The organism is Parapedobacter sp. 2B3 (assembly GCF_041925275.1).
In the GTDB taxonomy this organism is placed as follows: domain Bacteria; phylum Bacteroidota; class Bacteroidia; order Sphingobacteriales; family Sphingobacteriaceae; genus Parapedobacter; species Parapedobacter pyrenivorans_A.
In genome coordinates, this window is record NZ_JBHEUZ010000007.1 from 155,389 (window position 1) to 176,171 (window position 20,783).

The window sequence follows — 20,783 nt, forward strand, 5'->3', positions numbered from 1 at the left end:
AGCTGATGAAGACTTTTTCCAGACCTTTTTTGGGTGTTTTAATAGGTGCATGGCTGGCCCTCTCCTGCAGCGAGGATACGAAACAGGCCGATTGGCACACGATGGCCCGTGTATTCGCCGAGGCCCCGGATTCCATCCAGACCACGGTATACTGGTATTGGATTTCAGACAACCTATCGAAAGATGGGGTAATAAAAGATTTGCAGGCCATGAAGCGTGTGGGTATCAACCGCGCGTTCATCGGCAATATCGGATTGGATGATTTGCCCAAAGGGGCCTACGGCAAGGTGAAGCTTTTTACCGACGAGTGGTGGGATATCTTGCACACCGCACTGAAAACAGCGACCGAGCTCGGTATTGAGATTGGCATGTTTAACAGTCCGGGATGGAGCCAATCCGGCGGGCCATGGGTTCAACCCGGCCAAGCGATGCGCTACTTGGCAGCGGCAGATACGTTGGTTGAAGGCGGGAAGCCATTCAACGGCACGTTGCCCGCACCGCAAGGGGATTTCCAACGCCTACATGTGCTCGCTTTCCGCGTGCCCGAAGGATATGGGACCACCTTGGCCAACCGCAGCCCGAAAATACAGTCGACCGATGGGCAACTGCTGGCCAACCTGATGGATAACGACCGCGGAACGGAAGTGAAGGTTGCCGGTGGCCAATCTACCACTTTTACTTTCTCGGTGGATGAGCCGTTTACCGCACGTAGTTTAACCGTCGTTCCCGCACAGCGGAACATGGGTGTGGGTATAACGCTGGAAGTGGAAGAAAATGGTGTTTTCCGCACCGTACGCTCGTTTGACGTGAACCGCACCAACAATATGTTGAGCGTGGGTTTTGAGCAATACGCACCGGTATCGGTGTCTTTTGAAGCCATCACCGGCAAGGTGTTCCGGTTAGTGGTGGATAACGTGAGGGGCGATGCCGCCATTGCTGAGGTTGAACTTGCTGCTTCGCCCAAAGTGGAGCGCTTCAAGGAGAAGTCCCTGGCACGTATGCATCCCACCCCACTGCCTTATTGGCATGATTACCAGTGGGAACGGCAGGTGGAACCTGAAGATGTGCGCTATACGGTGTCGCCCGATAGCGTACTCGATATCACGGATCATATAGGGGATAGTGGCTTGCTCGCTTGGGATGTTCCAAAGGGCAGGTGGCTATTGCTGCAAACGGGGATGGTGCCGACAGGGGTGACCAACGGTCCTGCCAGCCCCGAAGGTCGTGGGCTGGAAGTCGACAAGATGAACCACGAACATGTGATTAAACATTTCGACGCATTCTTGGGCGAAATCCTCCGCCGGGTGCCGGCCGAAGACCGCAAGACATTTAAGGTGGCCGTGCAGGATAGCTATGAAACGGGTGGGCAGAACTGGACGGATGGTTTCACCGATAAATTCAAAGAAGCATTTGGCTATGACCCTACACCTTATATCCCGACATTGTACGGACATGTGGTGGGCAGCCAGGACCAATCCGACCGATTCTTATGGGATGTACGGCGCTTTGTAGCCGATAAGGTAGCCTACGAATACGTAGGGGGGCTACGCGATGTGAGCCACAAACATGGCCTCACGATATGGCTCGAAAACTACGGTCACTGGGGCTTCCCCGGCGAGTTCCTCCAATACGGTGGGCAGTCTGATGAAGTGGGTGGCGAGTTCTGGAGCGAAGGAGAGCTGGGCGATATCGAAAACCGGGCGGCTTCGTCTGCCGCCCATATCTACGGGAAAAACAAGGTTTCAGCCGAGTCGTTTACCGCGGGTGGGAATACGTTCGGCCGCTATCCGGCCATGTTCAAGCAACGCGGCGACCGCTTTTTTGCGGAGGGGATCAACAACACGCTGCTACATGTATACATCCACCAACCGTATGAGGGCAAACTGCCCGGCGTGAATGCCTGGTTCGGCAACGAATTTAACCGCCTCAACACGTGGTATGACGATATGGATGGCTTCATCGACTACGTGAAGCGGAGCAACTACCTGCTCCAGCAGGGGCGTTACGTGGCTGATGTGGCTTATTTCATCGGCGAGGACGCGCCGAAGATGACGGGCGTGCAAGATCCGGCGTTGCCGAAAGGCTATTCGTTTGACTATATCAATGCCGAGGTTATCTTAAACCGGATTACGATGAAAGACGGCAGGTTCACGTTGCCCGACGGACTTTCCTATCGCGTATTGGTGCTGCCCCGGTTGGAGACCATCCGCCCGGAGGTACTGCGTAAAATCGAAAAATTGGTCGCAGCGGGCGGTATCATTCTTGGCCCGAAGCCAACACGGTCGCCAAGCCTATCTGACTACGGTACGGCAGACGAGGCCATCCGCCAGCTGGCAGACAAAATGTGGGGCGGTGCCGACGGTAAGCAACAAACGGAACAAGCATACGGCAAGGGGTTGGTGCTGAACGGGCTGGATATGCAGGAGGCGCTCGACAAAGCGGGCGTGGCACCCGATGTGGCCTTGGACGAGAGCGATCCGGTAGTGTTCATCCACCGCACCTTGCCCGACGGCGATATCTATTTTATATCCAACCAACGCGATGCGAAGATACAGGTAAACCCCATGTTCCGTGTTAGCGGCAAACAGCCTGAGCTATGGGATGCCGTGCATGGAACGCTGCGCGACCTGCCCGAGTATACGGAAAATAACGGCGGTACTACGGTGCCGTTGGAGCTGGATGCTTTTGAGAGCGCATTTATCATCTTCCGGAAGACGGGAGAGCCTTCAAAGGGCCGGAATTTTCCCAAGGCCGAAGCGGAAGTGCCGGTATCGGGGCCTTGGCAAGTAACCTTTATGAAACCCGATTCAATGAGGTTTATACGGCAGTTTGATACGCTGGTAGACTGGGCCACGCAACCGGATACAGCGGTGGCTTATTTTTCCGGAAGTGCGTACTACAGGAAAAATCTGCCGGCTGTGCCTGCGGTGGATGGTGGCCGTATTTACCTCGATTTGGGTAGTGTGGTGGCGCTGGCGAAAGTGAAGATAAATGGCCAAGATGTGGGCGGTGTATGGACACCCCCTTATCGCGTGGACGTAACCGATGCATGGCAGGACGGGAATAACACGGTAGAAATCAAGGTGACCAATACGTGGGCAAACCGCCTGATTGGCGACTGGCGGCTACCGGCAGAAAAGCGATCCACGTGGACGATCGTGAATCCGTATACCGCCGAAAGCCCACTGCACCGAGCCGGATTGTTGGGCCCCGTTGCCCTGCAAGTATATAGCCCCACGGAAGGTAAGTGATGGAAGGGCCCCGACAGAATCATGGATTAGTGAACATCAACAAACAATTTTTTGTGACAAAATACGGCTGTTTATTGGCTTTTCTGGTAGGTGGTTTTGGGGCGGTCGCCCAGCCTTTTGCAGGGGTAGACGACCTCGGTAGGGTACTGCCACAGTATAGCGAAACCGGTGGGCCGAAGGCCAATCGGCATGTGGGTTTGTTTTACTTTCTATGGCAGGGGCACCAAAGCTCAGCTACATCCGAGCGCCATTGGGATCTGACCAAGCTGCAAATGGAAACCCCCGAGATATTCGAAGACTTTGACCACCCGGGATGGGGAGGTGGTGCCGGGCGGCCTGGAAAGTATTATTTCTGGGGGGAGTCTATTTATGGATACTACCGAGGGGACGACTATTGGGTCCACTTGAAAAATATCCAATTGCTCACCGACGCAGGTGTAGACTTCTTGGTGCTCGATGCGACCAATCGGATTACCTACACCCACGAAACGGATGTATTGATGCAAGCGATGGAGACGGTACGGAAGCAAGGCAAGCAACCGCCGAAAATCGTGTTTTATACCAATACGAAGTCCGGCGAAGGCATGCAGGAAATCTATGAAAACCACTATAAGGAAGGCGCACCTTACCGTTATCCCGATTGCTGGTATTATTTGGAGGGTAAGCCACTGATCATCGGCTTGTCTAAACAAGCGGCCGGCCGGGATTATGAACGCTTTTTTACAATCAGGGAGTCGCAGTGGCCCAATGAGCCGGCGAAAGTGGACGGTTGGCCATGGATTGAATTTCAACGGCCCCAAAAGGTGTATATCAACCACAAAGGGGAAAGGGAGATCGTCAACGTATCGGCAGCCCAGCACCCCAACCTCGATGCCTCCATGGGCGGATCGGCCTTTTACGGTGCCACGGGCAATTGGGGGCGTAGCTTCCGCAATGGCTCACCGGGCAACCCCGAAACCGATATTTTGCACGGATATAACATCCAGGAACAATGGGACTTTGCGTTGAAACAGAACGTTCCCTTTGTGTTCATCACCGGTTGGAATGAATGGATAGCCGGCAAGTGGCGGCGCACCAGCGGCAACCTGAACCATGCCCATTTTGTCGACCAGGCAAATTCCGAATACAGCCGTGACATTGAGCCTTCGTGGACCAGCAATCTCCGTGATCTTTACTATATGCAGATGGTGGGTAATATCCGCCACTATAAAGGAACGGAAAAGGTACCTGTAAGCAAGGTTGTTAAACGGAAGATAGCTAGCTGGGCCGATTGGGACAAAATCGATGCGTGTTATGTCGACTACGTGGGGGACGTGACACATCGCCACCACCCCGGTGCACAGTCTGAACCGAAGGTTATCTACGATAACCAAACGGGCCGCAACGATTTGGACACACTGAAAGTAGCGGCCAGCCCATCATCGCTGCATTTCTATGTGAGCACGGTAAATGACATCACCCCCGTCTCTGCCGATGATTGGATGACGCTGTGGTTAAATACGGACCAATCGTATGAGTCGGGATGGAACGGCTTTGATTTCCGTGTGGTAGGGGGCAACCGTTTGGAGCGATATAAGGACGGAAGCTGGCAACGCATAGCGGAGGTGGACTATCGCTTGGCGGGAAATCGGCTCATGGTGGACGTGCCGCTGAAACCACTCGGTTTGCCTGCAGTGAGTGACTTGGAATTCAAGTGGTCTGATAATATGCAAAAAGCCGATCCGATCGACTGGTACATCAATGGCGATGCCGCACCGGGTGGAAGGTTTACGGTATGGGCCAGGTTCTGAAAGCTGTTATGTTACTTTTTGCCGAAGAGGCCGCCCAGCAATCCGCCCAGTATATTGCTGCCTGATTGCCCACCCAACATGCCGCCCAGCAAGTCACTTAGCCCACCGCCATCGCTCACGTTGCTGTTGCGACTTTGCTTGCCGAGATAGCCCATCACGATGGGAGCCAGCATAGCGAGGATCTTGGATACGGTGGCGGATGAAACGCCTGTTTTCCCACTGATGCCCTGTTCAACAGCGCCTAGTTTGTTGCCGAGCACATGGGCCAATATACCGTTTCCATCGGTCGTGTCGTTGTCGCCCAAAAAACCCGAAAGGTTATCAAGGATACTCCCGTCATGCTTTGAAGCGAGGGCATTCAGTATCCCGTGAGCGCCGTTGCCGCTACTCGCATTGTTTTGCAACGCACCCAATAATGCAGGGAGTGCACTCGAAACAACCGCTTGCGTTTGCTCGGCCGAGGCATCGGTGTTTCGCGCGATGCCGTCAACGACCTCCTTGCCAAGGCTGCCATTAAGTAAGTCAAAAATATCGTTCATCGTTACCAATTATTTGTTGGGTCTAATGTAGGTATTTTTTTAGATTTCGTAACTTGCCCACCATCAAAGTGAAGCAAATGACGTATGTAGAGAAGTTGGCTGCCATTCGCAGTCTGATGAAGCGACAACAGATCGATGCCTACCTGATCCCGTCTTCTGATCCACATATCAGTGAGTACCTGCCCGATCGCTATAAATGCATCGCTTGGGCATCTGGTTTCACGGGTTCTGCAGGTACACTGGTAATTACCCAATCGTTTGCGGGCCTCTGGACCGATTCCCGGTATTTTGTGCAGGCTCGCGAGCAACTGGCAGACAGTGGCTACCAATTGGTGAAGCTGAACGTGCAGCATGCAGCGGAGTATGCCGATTGGCTGGTAGGCAACCTGCCTACAGGGGCTACTGTGGCTTTTGATGGTTGGTTGCTGGCGGCTTCGTTGGCGGCGGCAGTACGGAAGCCGCTGTTGGCGGCAGGAATTGTGGTGGAGGAAAATGTGGACTTGCTGACACCGTTGTGGCTTGATCGGCCTGCGCTGCCGAGAAACCCGGCGTATCTCCTGGGAGAACACATTGCTGGCGAGTCGACCGCTGCCAAACTTGCGCGCTTGCGTGCCGATATGGAGAGGCACCATGCGGACGCCCATCTCATCTCGTCGCTGGATGACATCGCCTGGTTGCTGAACATGCGGGGCAGTGATGTGGTTTGTAATCCGGTGGTGTTGGCGTTTGCACTGGTCACCAGCGATACCGCCACGTTGTTTATCGACCAAACAAAGCTGTCGCAACAGGACCGTGAGACACTCTATGCCGCTGGTATCGGAACGGCAGATTATGCGCAGGTGGGTCGCTACTTGGGCAATCTATCCGGCAGGGTGCTATTGCTCGATCCGCGGCGCACATGCAGCCACCTATACAACGCGTTGCTGCCGGACATACGGGACGAGATCAATCCGACCACCCGGTTCAAAGCGGTGAAAAACAACGTGGAGATCGCGCATATCCGTGAAACGATGGTGAAAGATGGCGTAGCACTGACTCGATTTTTCAAATGGTTGGAAGAAGCCATCGGAAAAGAAGCCATCACGGAGCTGTCTTTGGCCGAGCGGTTACGGCACCTCCGCGCCGAACAGGAGGGGTTCGTGGGCGAAAGTTTTGATACCATTGCTGGTTACCGTGCCCACGGTGCGTTGCCCCATTACAAGGCGACGCCGGCCAGCAGCAGTGAGCTGCGGCCCGAGGGGTTGCTGTTGGTCGACTCCGGCGGCCAATACCGCACGGGTACCACGGATATCACCCGCGTGGTATCGCTTGGTAACGTGACGGCGACCGAACGGGCAGACTATACCCTTGTATTGAAGGGGATGATTGAAGGGAGTACGGCGGTGTTCCCCAGCGGGACCCGGGGTTACCAAATCGATGCGATTACACGGAAGCCACTGTGGGATGAGTTGCGTAACTATGGCCACGGTACGGGGCACGGGGTCGGATTCTTCCTCAACGTACATGAGGGGCCCCATACTTTCAATGGGGCCGCGGTAGATGTGCCTGTAGAGCCGGGGATGGTGACCTCCATTGAGCCCGGTCTGTACCGCGAAGGGGATTATGGTATCCGTATTGAAAACCTGGTGCTGAGTACCTATCACGCGGATACCTTGTTTGGCCCCTTCCTGGCATTTGAAACACTGACCGTTTGCTATATCGATACGCAATTGGTTGATACGTCGCTCCTTGAGACAAAACACACGGCTTGGCTGAATGGGTACCATGCGGCGGTGTATGAGCGATTGGCACCCCATTTGGACGAACAGGAACAGCAATGGTTAGCAAAAAAGACAGCAGCGATTTAGGTTGGCGGAGGCCCTAAAAATGGAAGAGCTGGCTACCGGGCGGCAGCCAGCTTCTTCCTACCTATTAAAACAAACCAAATCTTTATGGGCCTTATGGCCAATGTTATTTCTTTCCTTAAAAACAATCGCCTTTTCAGCTACGTAATTTCTTCATCAGCCCTCGGCATCGTCTTGTCATCTTCCGAATTTGTAATGGGAATTGATAGCAGTTTATCAGATTCTCAAGGAGAATCGCCCCAACAACGGTTGATTGCTGATACAAACATAAAACTAAAATCCTATTTCTCATAGTTAAAAAGTGTTAAAATGTTAATTTTTTTTAACCAATACCGGCCGCCGAACCCGGCGAATTGAACCGGGTCCGTGCTTTTTTATGTTTATGCTTTTGCTAATTCTATTTAGCGAAAAAAGACGTCCTACGTTTTATTCATCTTCCAACGCTAGCCCTCCGCGGCCACGGTAACGTCTCAATGGGCCCTCGAGTTCGATTTCCAGTACGGTCATGTATGTATCTTGTATTTCGTGTCGTATATCGATGTATACGAAACCCGGAAGGGGCGGTGACCACTTCTTTGGTTGAGCGATTTTCAGAACCGTGTTTCCAGCATTACTGCGTCATTTACCATCGTTATAGCGGACCTTGCCGAAAAGCCACCCCAAGCACACTGTGGCGGATATAGCTAACGAATAGCGGTTCATGATCGTGTTAGTTTTTGATGATCTGCCAATGGTTGTCATAAAACCCGGCATGCAAAATGCCCTCGGGTCCTCTGGTGAGCATGTCTAAGTTGAAAAACAAATAGTCCGGAAATCCGCTGGCACCAGCAAAATATTGATTGGCTGTTGCAGCCTGCATTCCTTTTAAGCCGGTTCCCGTGATGACGCCAACGGTGCGCGTATCGCTTCCCGGCATTTTCCAAATGAAGTAGCCCCCCACATCGATTCCGGAGACATGCTGTTTGCCGATTGCCAAGTTGCTGGAGCCGACTTGAATAGGGCAGTCGGCGAGCAGTGTTTTCCAAGCGCTGTTGGTATTGGCATTGCCAATGAGGATGATGTTGCGGTCGGCATAGTCTTCCGGTTTGAACGCATGGTCCGGCACGATGTCAAAAGCACCATTGCCCCGGTAATACCAGGATTCGGCATCGTAACGTGCCTTTTCCAGTGCCCATTGGTTTTCTAGGGCGTTGCCTTTGGTGCCATAGACGTAAACCATGCGGCGGTTGAAGGCCTCCTTGAACGTCCCGTTGCGGTGCGGTCCTTTTTCGTCAAGACCGGGCTGGTCGACGCGTTGCCAGTTATTGCCCGATTTTTTCAGGAATAGGGCGGGCTCGCCCGACGACCGAACGAGCTGGATGGGGGAGAGGCTGTCCAGTCGGATGGTGAGCGCCTGGCCTGCGGCAAATGCGCTGACGTCAAGCCGGAGGACATGGGCGTTTTTCGTGGTTCCGGTTATCTCGCCCGCCCGCAGGTCGCGATCCAAAATAATCCGTGTGTATTCGAGCGGGGTCCGCTGTTGGTAGATTGTTGCCCAGTAATATGAAGCGGAAATCCCAGGGTTGGATGTAATGAAGTCGATGTGATGGACGGCCGTATCGACCTTACGTTTGTGCCAGCTGAAATAGTCAAATAGTGGTTTCCAGTCTACGCTTTCGTTGCTGTACCAATGCGAGCCGCCGGGATATTCGTAGTAGCTGAAGTTGGGGTGGAACCTGCCCAGCGTGTCGCGCATTTGGCGCGCATAGGTGACTGGTACGGTACGATCGGCATCCCCATGCAGCACATACACACCGAGCGGTTTGTAGTTGGTTGCATAGGCAGGGACATTGCTTTGGTTACTAGAACGGAGCAGTAAGGTTTCTAGGGCGTTGCGCCCTTGTTCGGGGATTAGCCCATCGGCAGAGCCGTAGCCCATCAGGGTTGGGTAGCCTGCACAAGGGGCAATGGCAGCCCATTTGTCCGGGTAAGTTGCTCCTAAAAACCAGGTGCCGTGACCACCCATGGAATGTCCGGTCAGGTAAATGCGTTGGGTATCTGGTTTGAGGGCTTCTTTCGCCAGTGCCAGCACTTCGAGCGCATCGAGGCGCCCCCAATCCTCCCAATTGAATCCACGGGGTCGGCGGTTGGTGGGTGCCACTAATGTACCCCAGTCTTTGGCGGTATAGGCCTGCGCTTGCCCGAGGGCTTCCACACCCGCGCCGTGGACGGATAAGAAGAGCGCATCGCCCGGTTTTTCACCCGTACTGGCCGGGTTAACGGCGTAATACTGTACACTGCCGTCGATCTCACTGACAAAGGTGACGCGATAGGGGATGTTCGCGGGTACGCTGCGAAGGATTAACTGCTTTTCGTCCAGCTGCCTGTTTCGCTGTTTCAGTACCACTGTGGCGGAAACTTCGCCAATAGCGGTAACCTGTGACGCATCTAACGAGATAGCGACTTTGCGTGTGCTATGCGGCAGGATCGTCGGTACGGATGCGGTACTCGTTCTGTTCTGCGTTGTGGTGCTTACGGTTAGGTCTGTCAAGGGGTTAGGCGAGGTGTTGATAATGACCACGCCGGCAACAAGATTGCCGTTGTCTTTTCCCTGCACAATATCCGGTACAGTGGTATCGCCCAGATCCAGGTATACGGGGTTGGGTGGAAAGCGTAACTCCGCGGCTACAAAGAGCCCTCGGATAAAGAATTCGTTCAATCCTTTTTTAAGCTGCACGGGGATAGTCATCCACCCCATGCGGTACGGATCGCCGGTATGCAGTTCGCCATTGATCAATACGGCACTGTTCCCGCGGATGTTCAATACGGCTTGCTGCGGTTTGGATGATTGGTAGGTGGTATAGAGGTAGGTTGGCCCCATTCGTCGCCACTGGGCGGCCCGAGATGTACTGCTGGTTTGGCGGTCAATCCGTCCGGGGCCTGCTGGGTTATTGGGGTTATTGAGATTTCCGCCTGCGCCGGCTTGGGGCCGGAAGAAGCCGGATGTATCCGCCTGTATGAGTGCCCATCCTGGGCGGCCTTCGTCAACCGTTTTGCCTGCCAGTGATTTTCCTTGCTGGGGTTTTGTCAGCATGCCCTGATAGTGGTGCCATAGGAGTTCATCGGTGTAGACCGCTTCACGACCGTAGCTAGATGGCACCGGTATAAACAGGCCTTCCGTGAAGCGGTGTGTTTGCTGAGCCAGCGATGGAAAATGCCCGATTGCCATCAGCAATAGTAGGACGGCGATGCGGTGTGTTGACGTACGTATGAAGGAACGTGCATGCATAGTATGAACGATTAGTGGATCAGTGTAAAGGTGGCGGCATATCGGATGCCACTGTTTTGTTGCTTGGATTTCGGGATGGAGACTTCAAGTGTGTCGTCCGTCCGTTTGAACGAGACTTCGCCGACGCCGAGTAGTTCCACGCGTTTAATGGCTTTGCCTTCAGGAACCGTAAACCGCAACTTGTCGGGAAGGGAAACTTCATCTTGATCGTCATTACTCAGGTAAAACACGTAGCTGGCATTGCCGCTTTTATGCTGGGTATAGTAGAGGTTTTGCTCGGCGAAGGGAGCGATGCTACGCGTACTGTAGATACCTTCACTATTTACGGACATCCATGTTCCGATTTCTTCCAGGCGTTGGTAGGCTGCTGGATCCCAGTCACCGTGGGGCCCCGGCCCGATATTGAGCAGGTAGCTGCCACCACGGGATACGATCTTAATCAGGGTATGGACAATCTGGCGCGCGGGTTTGTAGGTGTCATGGGGTACGTAGCTCCAGGAACCGCCCATGGTCATACAGCTCTCCCAGGGGATATTGAGGGGCTCCTCGGGCACGGTCTGCTCGGGCGTTACATAGTTTTCGAACTCGCCGGGCACCGTACGGTCCACGACCAGGATGCCCGGTTGGTGTTTGCGGGCCATACCAGCGATCCGTGCCATGTCAATGTCCTGTTCGACCTTGATTGTACGCTGCCATTCCACGGTCGTATCGACGGTGGCAAATGGGCGTACCCAGCCGCCATCCAGCCAAAGGATATCCATCTTACCGTAGTCGGTCATCAGCTCCTCGATCTGGTTGTAGGTGAATTGCTTGAAGTTTTCCCAGCGTTCGGGATACTTAACCGGGTCGTAGTTGACGTTGCGGTCTTTCGGTGGGAAATAGGGCCACCAATAGTCGTCAGAATGCCAGTCGGGCTTGGAGAAATACGCTCCGATCTTAAAGCCATCGGTGCGGAAAGCACTGAAAATCTCTTTGGCAACATTGGCTTTTGGATTCGCGGAAAATGGAGTTTTCGGGTCAGTGATTTTATAGTCGCTATGCTTGGTGTCAAACATCGCAAAGCCATCGTGGTGTTTGGTGGTGAAAACCACGTATTTCATGCCCGCCTGTTTGGCTGCTTCGGCCCATTTTTCAGGATTGAACTGGATGGGATTGAACGTGGTCTGCAGGTTTTCATAGGCCTTTACGTAATCAAAGTAATTTTCGGCATGCGGACCACGGCGTACGGTCCACCCTTCGTCTTCCGGGCAAAGACTCCAGCTTTCTACGATGCCCCATTGGCTGTACGTGCCCCAATGCATAAAGAGCCCGAATTTAAGGTCCTGCCACTCGGCAAGGTTTTGCTGCACCAGGGGGTCGGAAGGAGGGACGTAGCCTGCCGAGACGTTGTGGTGCTGGGCATGTAACCCCCACACTGTTATACAAGTGAGCGCCGCGCTTAGGACATAATTGAGTTTCATGGCTAAAAAATTGATTAGATATAAAAATACCGAATAAACAGCAGGTCTTTCTCGTCTGTGGGCCATATGGTCGTGTGCATAATGGTTTATAATATCGCAATGGTTATCTAAGTAAAGTGGGGGCGGCTTTATTAATCAATATCCTTGTCCACCGTATCGTCATATTGGGACATGAGCTTCTTCAGACGGTGCTTCAGCTTTGTTTTTACGGATGAGTAATTCTTCTCGTCGAATACATTACGGACCTCCTGCGGGTCTTTTTTCAAATCATAAAGCTCCCACTCATCCACTTCGTGGAAATAGATCAATTTATACCTATTCGTCCTGATGCCCAGGTGCCGTTCAACATGGTGTACCCCTTCGGGATTTTCATAGTATCGATAATAGATTGCAGTGCGCCAATCCTTCGGCTTCTTGCCGGCCAATAAAGGTAACAGGGACTCTCCCTGCATATCGCTAGGCACCTCCACACCTGCGATGGAGAGCATTGTTGGCGCAAAGTCAACATTTTGCACGATTGCATCCTGTTGGGTGTTTTCCTTGATATGCCCCGGATAACTCATCACCAATGGGATTTCGAGTGATGGCTCATACATAAACCGTTTGTCATACCAACCGTGCTCGCCGAGGAAGAATCCTTGGTCAGACGTATAGATGACCAACGTGTTCTCGGCCAGTCCGCTATGATCAAGGTAGTCCAACAGCTTACCGACTTCATCGTCCACAGATTTTACCGTTAGCAGGTAATCATTCATGTATCGGTTATATTTCCAGTGCGCCAGATTATCCGCATTACGGTGCGAATTGCTGTAATACGCTGCTGAAATAGGTCGATAATACCGGTCCCATAGTGCTCTTTCTTGGCCATCCATTCTGGACAGGCCATAGTTTAACCACGTGAAAGCATTGTTCCGGGCATCTCCCCCTGTTCCCGTTTCGTCTTCGGGGTTTCTTAATTCGAGCTTGAGGTCGTATCCCAGATACATGTTTTCGACTTTCATGTCTTGCTTAAAAGCCGCGCTGGACCGCGTATCGTATTCGTCGAAAAACGTTGCAGGAAGGTCGAATACTCTTTCTGTATGATGGGCAAGGTCTTTCACATTTGGCATCCAATTGCGATGTGGGCCCTTTTCATGGACCATCAATAGTATCGGCCTGCCGCTGCTCTTTCCCTTTTCTAAAATTTGAATGGCCTTTTCAGTAATTACTTCGGTAACATAACCTGCTTCAACTATGGTATCCTTTCCATTGAAAAACCTTGGGGCATAGTATTCGCCTTGGTCAATCAAGATGTCGTATTGGTCAAATCCCTGCGGTTTGGAACCAAGGTGCCATTTCCCGACAATAGCGGTGTAGTACCCCGCTGCTTGTAGGTGTTTTGGCAGGGATGGTTGATTTCCATCGAAAACATCGCGATCATTTGATTTAAACCCATTTTTATGGCTGAACTTACCGGTAAGGAGGACCGCCCGTGAGGGTCCGCACAACGCATTGGTCACGAACGCGTTGTTGAATTTGATGCCCTTTTCGGCTATCCGGTCTAGGTTGGGTGTTTCGGTCAAATTCCGCGAGTAGGCGCTCATTGCATTCCTCGAATGGTCATCCGTCATAATGAAGATGATATTGGGCCTTTTCTGCCGGGGTCTAACCGATTCAATTTCTTGACCGAGTGCCCCAGTTCCACTGGCCAGGAGCAAAAATATCGTGGCCGACAATTTGGGAACGGTATTCTTCATATAATTGGCGCATTAATATTAGGGATTCTTAGTCATCATGATTTAGCTTCCTGCGGCCCGTTGATCGGGCTCACGCCCCCAATCCGGTAAATCAATATCTAAATCGTCACCTGCGGCGGACATTTCCTGTTTCAATAATTCCCACATAGCCCGGAGCCTTTGTTGGTGTTGGGGAGCCTTCGCTAGGTCTTTTGTTTCCCAAGGGTCATGCCGTAAATCGAAAAGCTGTGTCGTTTTGGTACCGTTCACATTGTATGCAATCAACTTAAAACCGTGGGCGGTCTTGATACTCCTGCTCCAATGTCCGTACACATTGTAGATATTGGCCCTTACCGTATCTTGTCGGTCGTTTATAATGGGAGCCAAACTTTTCGCCTCTACCGAACTGGGGGCCGGGATAGCCAGCAAGTCATAAATGGTGGGCGCTATATCGCTGAGGTAGGCAAAGGCATCGGTTTGGACATTTGCCGGTATGCCCGGCCCTACGAAGATCATGGGCACCCGGATGCTGTGTTCGTATAGATTTTGTTTGCCCAGTAAGCCATGCTGGCCCACCGCTAACCCGTTGTCTCCTGCGAATACGACCAGAGTATTCTCTCTCAGCCCCGCCTTTTCCAGTGCCGCCATTATCCGGCCTACTTGGGCATCCATCTCACTTACCATGTCATAATAGCGTGCAATCTCCTTCCTGACGGCTTCGGGTGTGCGGGGCCGGGGTAGTAAACGTTCGTCGCGCACACGCATGTCTCCATTGTCAAAGGGGTGTTCCGGTAAAAAATTGGGCGGCAAGGAGATTTGACGGGGGTTATGCAGACCCGCGAAGGGTGGGGGTGGAGTGCGCGGATCGTGCGGCGAGGTAAATGCCACATAACATAGAAACGGGCTACTCTTCGCTTGGTCACTTTCTAAAAACCCAACGGCGGCATCTGCGTACAACTGGGAACTATAGGTGTCGCTCCGTACGCCCTTCTCGGCCGGATAATTGCCATGCCCGTCATAATCATACACGGTAGGATGGAACTGCCCGCCATCGCCCTCAAAGTGCATCCCTCCGAAGAATATATTGGCGCCAGCACTGAAGAAGCGGTCGTGCGAGGCTTTGTCGCTATGCCATTTTCCGCAGTGGAACGTAGTATACCCCTGCTGCCGGAGGACCTCAGGCAAACCAACAATGCTGTCCGGGATTAGGCTGCCGTCTTTAGGTAATCTATTTACGTACCTGCCGGAGAGCATCATAACGCGGCTAGGTATACATACGGCCCCTTGGTGCCCACCCATCACATGGGCTTGGCGAAAACTTAATCCTTGTTTAACCAGGGCGTCCAGGTTTGGCGTATGTATTTCGCCATTGCCCAATGCGTGTATGGTATGGTAGCTTTGGTCATCACTGTATAGGATAAGGATGTTCTTTATGGTCTGGGCAGAGGCGGTGCACGTGGCTAACAGGATAAATTGAAAAGACAGGAATGCCAAAAAAAACTTGGATCTGTTGGATGTAGTGTACATAATATGCTATGGAAACAAATAAGGCGGTCGCCCACCGGGAGGAGTTCCGGTATGGACTTGTACCATCCATTTGTTTATTGATTACCATTTCCAAACGTAGGTGCATTTTTATCATACCATACGCGCTCCTGACTCAATGTCTGCGCATCCACCGCACGCAGCGTAAAGCCCTGCTCTTGATAAGCGGTTTCCCAATTTGCACGGTTAACTTCGCCGGGATCGTTGATCCCGAAGCGCCGGGGAATCGGTTCGTTGAATGATTCCATGGGATAATACGACGATCCTGCAACGGGATAGCCTGTTCTCCTGCACAGTACATAGGCTTCATTAGGCAGGCGGAAGAACGCAAGGTACTGCTGGATGTAAATACGTTCCAAATCATTGGCCGATCCCAATGCGATTTGTGGATGTTGCTGGTAAGCCTGTATTTCCGCCTCTCCGTCTCCGGCAAAAGCGGTCGTTGAGCCGGCTTCTTGGGCCACTTTGTTCATTGTGCGGATGGACGATGCGATGCCTTTATTGTACCAGTCTGCCGCAGAGCCCTTGGTGTCTATGCCCGCTCCATAACCTTTTTGGATACCTTCTGCAATATAAAAGCAGGTTTCTGCATAGGTTACCAATACGTGCAATGCATTGCCCGTAGCTCCGTTGAGTTTAGGAGATAAAAATAACCTATTGACGGGTGAAATCAGGAAGTAACGGCTGTATTGGCTTACTTGGAAAGGATTGCCCATCCATTGGGCGACGTTTTGATCGGTAGTCCAATCGGCAGGCCCTCCCTGATACATAATAAGCGGGTCTGCCGGGTCGATGAAGGTAGGTAGTTGGGCGTTGTACTTTGAGAGCGTATCGCGGAAGGCACCCACTAGGTCGTTTTGGTCAAAGTATATCCGGATACGGGGATCGGCAGCGCTTTTCATGAAGGTTACCATCTGCCTGCTGGCGAAACGGCGACTCCGGTAATCTACATCGGCACCCAAAAAGGCCTGCGTTGGATTCATATATTGCAGTTGGCCCTCGTCGCTATCTATCGGCCCGGTGGCATCTTGCATCACTTCCCGGAAAATCCGTCTGGTTGCTTCCTCATCTTGATGCTCAAGGCGGACTGCAATCCGCAGCTTCAAGGTATTGGCTAATTTTACCCATTTTATCCAATCGCCCTGATAGTAAATATCGGCATTGCCATAATTTTCTTGGTCGGCCATATTCATATCAGAAAGTACTTGGATGGCGTTGTCCAATTCGCTGAGCCAAAGCGTAAAAAGTTGTTGTTGGGGGTCGAATACCGGATCGAATTTATCTTGGTACCGAGCCAGCATCGCTTCGCTATACGGAATGGACCCGTTCAGATCGGTTACCCTGATGCCGTAGTAGACGCCAACGATGTAGGTGAGTGCGCGCATTTTCTGGTACCGATCCTTATCTTCCTTTTGATCAATCTGGTGCCTGATTTCTATCAAGTTCGGAAGGATATCGGCGTAGTAAGCGCGGTACCGCGTATTTACATTGCCCGACAGCTCGTAGGGACTGGCACTTACCTGTTGCGTATACCGCATCAATTGCTCCAGGCTCTCCCATATCCACTCGGTTGTCGAGGCGGGAAGCCGATCCGCTGCGTATGTAAATAGGAATTTCACATCGGGCGAGGTAACCAGGTTGGGGTTGGTATTCAGTTCGCCAAAGTTTTTCGTGCAGGCATTGAGGAAGAACGCTGCTGAAAGGAAGCAGATGCCGATTTTATATGACTTGATGGTTGTTTTCATGATCGTAAACTGATTAAAATCCTACCTTCAACGAAAATGCCCACGACCGCATCATCGGCAGAAAACCTTCTTCACCATAAAATGCCGTGTTATTGGAATTGTTGGAAGCCGGGTTGTAATTGTACGGCAGGCTGTTGTAGAGGTACAGCAGGTCGCGCCCAACGACAGTGAGGCTCAGCGCATTTAATTTCAATCGTTGGCAAACGGCCTGTGGGAAACTGTAGCTTAGGGCTACCTGGCGCAGTGATACCCACGAGTTTTCAAATATCCAGTAGTCTGATACACCGGTAGATGAAGAGCCATATCGATAATAATAATGGGGTGCGTGGGTAGGTTCTACCAAGTCTTGGTTATAAGCTTCTTGGTAAGTCATGCCGCCGACGTCAGCCTGGCCACCGCCAGGGAGAGGTACTTGGAAACCTTGCGGGAAAACGCCGTCTGGAATGATGCCGTCGTCATATTGCTTGCCATCCCAGTCACTCACCCAGGTGATTCCGCCGTATTCCGGGTCCCGGCCGAAAAGGGTATTGGGCAGTACGCCGGTATGGGTGCCGTATCGGTATGTCGCCATGACGAAGTCTCCCCCGATCTTGGCATCTACGAGTACATTCAGGCTGAGGTTTTTATACCGGAATGTGTTGTCCCAGCCACCCCTGAATTTCGCATTGATATCACCGACATCCTGGATGGTATTGCTTCGGGCAGGGAACGATGCACGGGCGTCCGTGCGGTACTCCAATACATCTTTGCCGTTGTTGGGGTGATCTATTGGGTTTCCCGAGGCATCGGTCGCTTGGAATTTGCGGGCCTGAATCGAGCTTCGGAGGGTGCCGTACGATTTTCCGACCACAGCCCAGCTACTGATCTCTGCAATATTGGCCCCCAGGTTGTATTCATTTCGGCCTTCGTATAGTTCAACGATCAAGTTTCGATTTCGTGAATAGTTGAGAGCGGTAGACCATGAAAAATTATCCGTACGGACCGGTACGGCATCCACCGCGATTTCAATACCCTGGTTCTGGATATTTCCGGCGTTGATTAGGATGGCATCGACACCTGACTCAAAGGGGGTGTTGATATCGATGATTTGGTTATGGGTATTGTCCCGGTACCAACTGAAATCAATGCCGGCGCGGCTATTGAGAAAGCGTGTTTCAAAACCGACTTCTTTGGCAATTTTCCGCTCCGGCTTGAGGTTTACGGCCCTAACCCGGCGGTCGCTAAACGTGGATACCGGAAGGGTCTGACCATTGCTGTTGGTATAACCGTTGAACGCAAATCCGGGGTTGAGCACAAAAGGGTCGGCATCACTACCCAAGGCTGCAATATTAGCTCTCAATTTGCCGTAAGAAAACCAATCAGGTAGCTGGAATGTTTCCGTCAAAATCCATGAAAGGCTCGCGGAAGGATAGTTGAAAAAATTATTGCCCGTGCCGTTTGAATACGTCAGTGCAGATGCCCAGTCGCCCCTCCACGTCCCTTGCAGGTAAAGTTGGTTTTTATAACTCAAGTCTACGCTTGCGTATAGGGAATTGAATGCCCGGCGTAGAGTCACGCCCCCTTCGCTTCGTGGTTGATTTACCGAGTTTGCCAGGAAGTAGTTGCCGGGGTAGCTCAATCCACCATCTGTGGTGCCCCGTGTGAATGAATTTTCAGCACGTTGGATTTCGCCGCCGATGTACCCGCTAAGTTCGAGGTCGGGTGAGAGTGAGCGATCCACCGTAAGAAGGCCTTTAAGGAAATAGCTCTCTTTTACCTCGTTGCCCAGGGAATATAATCCACCGGTAAAATCACGTCCTTGGCCCAGTTCTTTCTCTTCCGTTTTGGTGTAGATGTTATTGAAGTTGCCCTCAAGAATCACTTTTGACCAGTCAGCAAGCGAAGCGGTCACAGCGAGCCGTCCACGCATCATCTGTTCGCGTTGGAGGTATTCGTTTTCAAAAAGGTTGAACCAAAATCGGGTTTCCGGTGCCCGATTGGTTTCCTCCAGATCACCCCGGTTTGGGGCTCCCCCAAAGGCACTGGTATAATGCGCGCGTTGCATCCAATAGTTGGTGTCGTAGTTGCGTGGCATCATCCAGGTGAATAGCTTGCCATAGTTGTAGGATGCAAATGCGTCGAGTCCTCCCAACCGGGGCGGATTCAGGCCCTTGAAACTGGTATAATCCGCACCACCGTCCAAGCTTATCCAATCATTGAGTTCGTGCGTTGCCCGCAGACTGAAGGCATGTTTTTCGAGGTTGTTATTATGAACCACACCCCTGCTCTCGTTGCGGTTATAGGAGAAACGTAACGTAGAGCGGTCAGATCCACCGCTTACGGCTACATTTGTGTTATATCCTACCCCGGTGCGGAAGGCATCGAGGAAGTTGTTCGGTTGCGGTAGGTAGCGTGTGGGTGTTCCGTCATAATTCAATACCTCCTGTCCCTCCATCCGGGGGCCCCAGTTTTCCAATTCGCGGTTTATCCCGGGATCGATATATGGCTTGCCTGTAGCGGGATCTATGGGGAATATCTTGGTGTAATAGGAGTCTTCGGCCCGATAGTTAGGCTCCCGATAGTCGGAAAAAAACGGTCCATTCGTTCCACCGCCAAATACGTTCTGGAAATCCGGTCCGGCATAGGGTTCGAATAGGTTGACCGTTTGGTTGAATTCCACGCCTAGTCCGGATTTTTTAAGTCCCTTTTTGGTGGTGATGAGCACGACACCGTTGATGGCTCGTGATCCGTACAATGCAGCTGCGGCCGAACCTTTCAGGATGGATACACTTTCAAAGTCGTCCATGTTGAGGTTTTTCAGGTCGTTGCCGAAATCGCGGCCATTCCCGCCAAAAACGTCATTGTCCATAATGACGCCATCGATTACAAAAATAGGCTGGTTGTTGTTGCTCAGGGTGGAATTCCCACGGATTAAAATTTTGGAGTTGCCGAACAATCCGCCGGCCCCCTGGTCGATTTGTACACCGGCCACCCGACCTTGCAGGGCGTTTATGGGATTTACTTCGTTGGTTACGGCCAGATCGTCGCCTTTAATATCCGTTACGGAATAGCCCAGGCTTTTCTTTTCTTTCGTGATTCCCAATGCCGTGACCACGACTTCGCCCAACTGTGTTTGGTCAGCCTGTAACCGGATGGTTAACAGGGTTTGGCTATCTACCCGGACTTCCTGCGGGAGGTAGCCCAAAAAAGAAAACGTTAATACCGCATCGCTCGCCGCCGTGATGGCAAAGCTTCCGGAAGCATCGGTGTTTGCGCCGGTATTGGTGCCTTTAACCAGCACTGACACCCCGGTCAGTGGGCTATTGTCGGCAGCATCGAGAACCCGACCACTAATTTGGATGTTTTGAGCAAAAAGATCGATGCCCAAACTTAATCCTGCGAGCAGTAATAGGATTTTTTCGATGAACGCCGGAGGCTTCTGAAATAAGTGCTTTTTCATCTAGGAATAATTAAAGACCGTCGGACAGTGAGCGGTGTGTAATTTATTGGTCAATTACTGATTAGCAATCTTTGTTGCTAATACAAACTTAATAAAATCCATTCTTTTGTAAAAGAACTTTTTAAAAAAATGTGTTAAGATGTGTTAAGATGCTGATTCATAAATCAAAAATTAATTGAACGGTTTC

Annotated in this window: 10 protein-coding genes; 3 read left to right on the forward strand and 7 right to left on the reverse strand. The window is 51.9% G+C overall.

Annotated elements, in window-relative coordinates:
* Nucleotides 1-5: 5 nt before the first annotated feature.
* Complete coding sequence (locus ACEVG1_RS10050) at nucleotides 6-3,251, forward strand: glycosyl hydrolase (RefSeq protein WP_374743527.1); 3,246 nt, start codon at nucleotides 6-8, stop codon at nucleotides 3,249-3,251.
* Between the two features lie 53 nt (nucleotides 3,252-3,304).
* Entirely contained in the window at nucleotides 3,305-5,041 is a 1,737-nt protein-coding gene (locus tag ACEVG1_RS10055) for a hypothetical protein (protein WP_374743528.1), read from the forward strand.
* An 11-nt stretch (nucleotides 5,042-5,052) separates the two neighbouring features.
* Here the strand turns inward: ACEVG1_RS10055 and ACEVG1_RS10060 are convergent, their stop codons facing one another.
* Nucleotides 5,053-5,580, reverse strand: a complete 528-nt coding sequence (locus ACEVG1_RS10060; RefSeq protein ID WP_374743529.1) for a DUF937 domain-containing protein — start codon at nucleotides 5,578-5,580, stop codon at nucleotides 5,053-5,055.
* Nucleotides 5,581-5,657: 77 nt separating this feature from the next.
* Here ACEVG1_RS10060 and ACEVG1_RS10065 point away from each other — a divergent pair, with 77 nt between their 5' ends.
* Nucleotides 5,658-7,427, forward strand: coding sequence for an aminopeptidase P family protein (locus ACEVG1_RS10065; RefSeq protein ID WP_374743530.1), 1,770 nt, complete (start codon nucleotides 5,658-5,660; stop codon nucleotides 7,425-7,427).
* A 706-nt stretch (nucleotides 7,428-8,133) separates the two neighbouring features.
* Here ACEVG1_RS10065 and ACEVG1_RS10070 read toward each other — a convergent pair.
* The 6 genes from ACEVG1_RS10070 to ACEVG1_RS10095 form a co-directional block, all read right to left on the reverse strand.
* Complete coding sequence (locus ACEVG1_RS10070; protein WP_374743531.1) at nucleotides 8,134-10,692, reverse strand: prolyl oligopeptidase family serine peptidase; 2,559 nt, start codon at nucleotides 10,690-10,692, stop codon at nucleotides 8,134-8,136.
* Between the two features lie 11 nt (nucleotides 10,693-10,703).
* On the reverse strand, nucleotides 10,704-12,152 hold the full coding sequence (locus tag ACEVG1_RS10075; protein WP_374743532.1) for an alpha-L-fucosidase: 1,449 nt from the start codon (nucleotides 12,150-12,152) through the stop codon (nucleotides 10,704-10,706).
* A 131-nt stretch (nucleotides 12,153-12,283) separates the two neighbouring features.
* Nucleotides 12,284-13,888 carry a sulfatase gene (locus tag ACEVG1_RS10080; RefSeq protein ID WP_374743533.1) on the reverse strand — a complete coding sequence of 535 codons (1,605 nt, stop codon included), beginning with the start codon at nucleotides 13,886-13,888 and terminating at the stop codon, nucleotides 12,284-12,286.
* A gap of 42 nt (nucleotides 13,889-13,930) precedes the next feature.
* Nucleotides 13,931-15,394, reverse strand: a complete 1,464-nt coding sequence (locus tag ACEVG1_RS10085) for a sulfatase-like hydrolase/transferase (protein WP_374743534.1) — start codon at nucleotides 15,392-15,394, stop codon at nucleotides 13,931-13,933.
* A gap of 74 nt (nucleotides 15,395-15,468) precedes the next feature.
* Nucleotides 15,469-17,157, reverse strand: a complete 1,689-nt coding sequence (locus tag ACEVG1_RS10090; RefSeq protein ID WP_374743535.1) for a SusD/RagB family nutrient-binding outer membrane lipoprotein — start codon at nucleotides 17,155-17,157, stop codon at nucleotides 15,469-15,471.
* A 13-nt stretch (nucleotides 17,158-17,170) separates the two neighbouring features.
* Nucleotides 17,171-20,596: a SusC/RagA family TonB-linked outer membrane protein gene (locus ACEVG1_RS10095; protein ID WP_374743536.1), complete on the reverse strand. Its 3,426-nt coding sequence runs from the start codon at nucleotides 20,594-20,596 to the stop codon at nucleotides 17,171-17,173.
* Between the last annotated feature and the right edge of the window lie 187 nt (nucleotides 20,597-20,783).

Bases quoted from the DNA above. Each gene is read 5' to 3' on its own strand.
- ACEVG1_RS10080 (WP_374743533.1), bottom strand. From the start codon at position 13,888: ATGAAGAATACCGTTCCCAAATTGTCGGCCACGATATTTTTGCTCCTG.
- ACEVG1_RS10095 (WP_374743536.1), bottom strand. From the start codon at position 20,596: ATGAAAAAGCACTTATTTCAGAAGCCTCCGGCGTTCATCGAAAAAATC.
- ACEVG1_RS10090 (WP_374743535.1), bottom strand. From the start codon at position 17,157: ATGAAAACAACCATCAAGTCATATAAAATCGGCATCTGCTTCCTTTCA.
- ACEVG1_RS10050 (WP_374743527.1), top strand. From the start codon at position 6: ATGAAGACTTTTTCCAGACCTTTTTTGGGTGTTTTAATAGGTGCATGG.
- ACEVG1_RS10070 (WP_374743531.1), bottom strand. From the start codon at position 10,692: ATGCATGCACGTTCCTTCATACGTACGTCAACACACCGCATCGCCGTC.
- ACEVG1_RS10075 (WP_374743532.1), bottom strand. From the start codon at position 12,152: ATGAAACTCAATTATGTCCTAAGCGCGGCGCTCACTTGTATAACAGTG.
- ACEVG1_RS10060 (WP_374743529.1), bottom strand. From the start codon at position 5,580: ATGAACGATATTTTTGACTTACTTAATGGCAGCCTTGGCAAGGAGGTC.
- ACEVG1_RS10085 (WP_374743534.1), bottom strand. From the start codon at position 15,394: ATGTACACTACATCCAACAGATCCAAGTTTTTTTTGGCATTCCTGTCT.
- ACEVG1_RS10065 (WP_374743530.1), top strand. From the start codon at position 5,658: ATGACGTATGTAGAGAAGTTGGCTGCCATTCGCAGTCTGATGAAGCGA.